Annotated in this window: 1 pseudogene; it reads right to left on the bottom strand. The window is 66.4% G+C overall.

Annotated elements, in window-relative coordinates:
- Positions 1–444 (bottom strand): annotated as a pseudogene (locus NE591_RS12415) (molybdopterin-dependent oxidoreductase); the annotation flags it as partial.

A 444-nucleotide genomic window follows, 5' to 3' on the forward strand; every position in this document is an offset into this window, starting at 1 on the left:
CGCGGGAGTTGTTGCCGCCGTTGGAGTGACGTTGCGGGCCCAGCCCTGAATGGTGGCCGTCGGACCGTCCATGTACAGGTCGGCCAACTCGCGGATAGTGTCGGCCGGGATTCCGGTAATGCCGGCGGCCCACTCGGGGGTCTTCTCGCCGGTGCCCTTGTAGGCGCCGGTGCCGGCGAGGTAGGCATCGTAGGACATGTCCTCCTTGATGGTGAGCTTGCCGGACTTGTCGAGCCCCATGAAGGCGGTGCTCGTGGGCTCGGCGGCTTTCACGTCGTCGGCGAAGCTGTCGGAGAAGAAGCCGACGAACTTGTCGCGGATGAGCTGCTCGTCCAGCTTGCCGGCGCTGAACAGGTACTGGATCATGCCGGCCACGAGCGCCTTGTCGGTACCGGGGCGGATGGGGATCCAGCGGTTGGCCACGCCCACGGCGGTATCCGACAG

This window comes from Adlercreutzia sp. DFI.6.23, assembly GCF_024462535.1.
Taxonomy (GTDB): domain Bacteria; phylum Actinomycetota; class Coriobacteriia; order Coriobacteriales; family Eggerthellaceae; genus Adlercreutzia; species Adlercreutzia rubneri.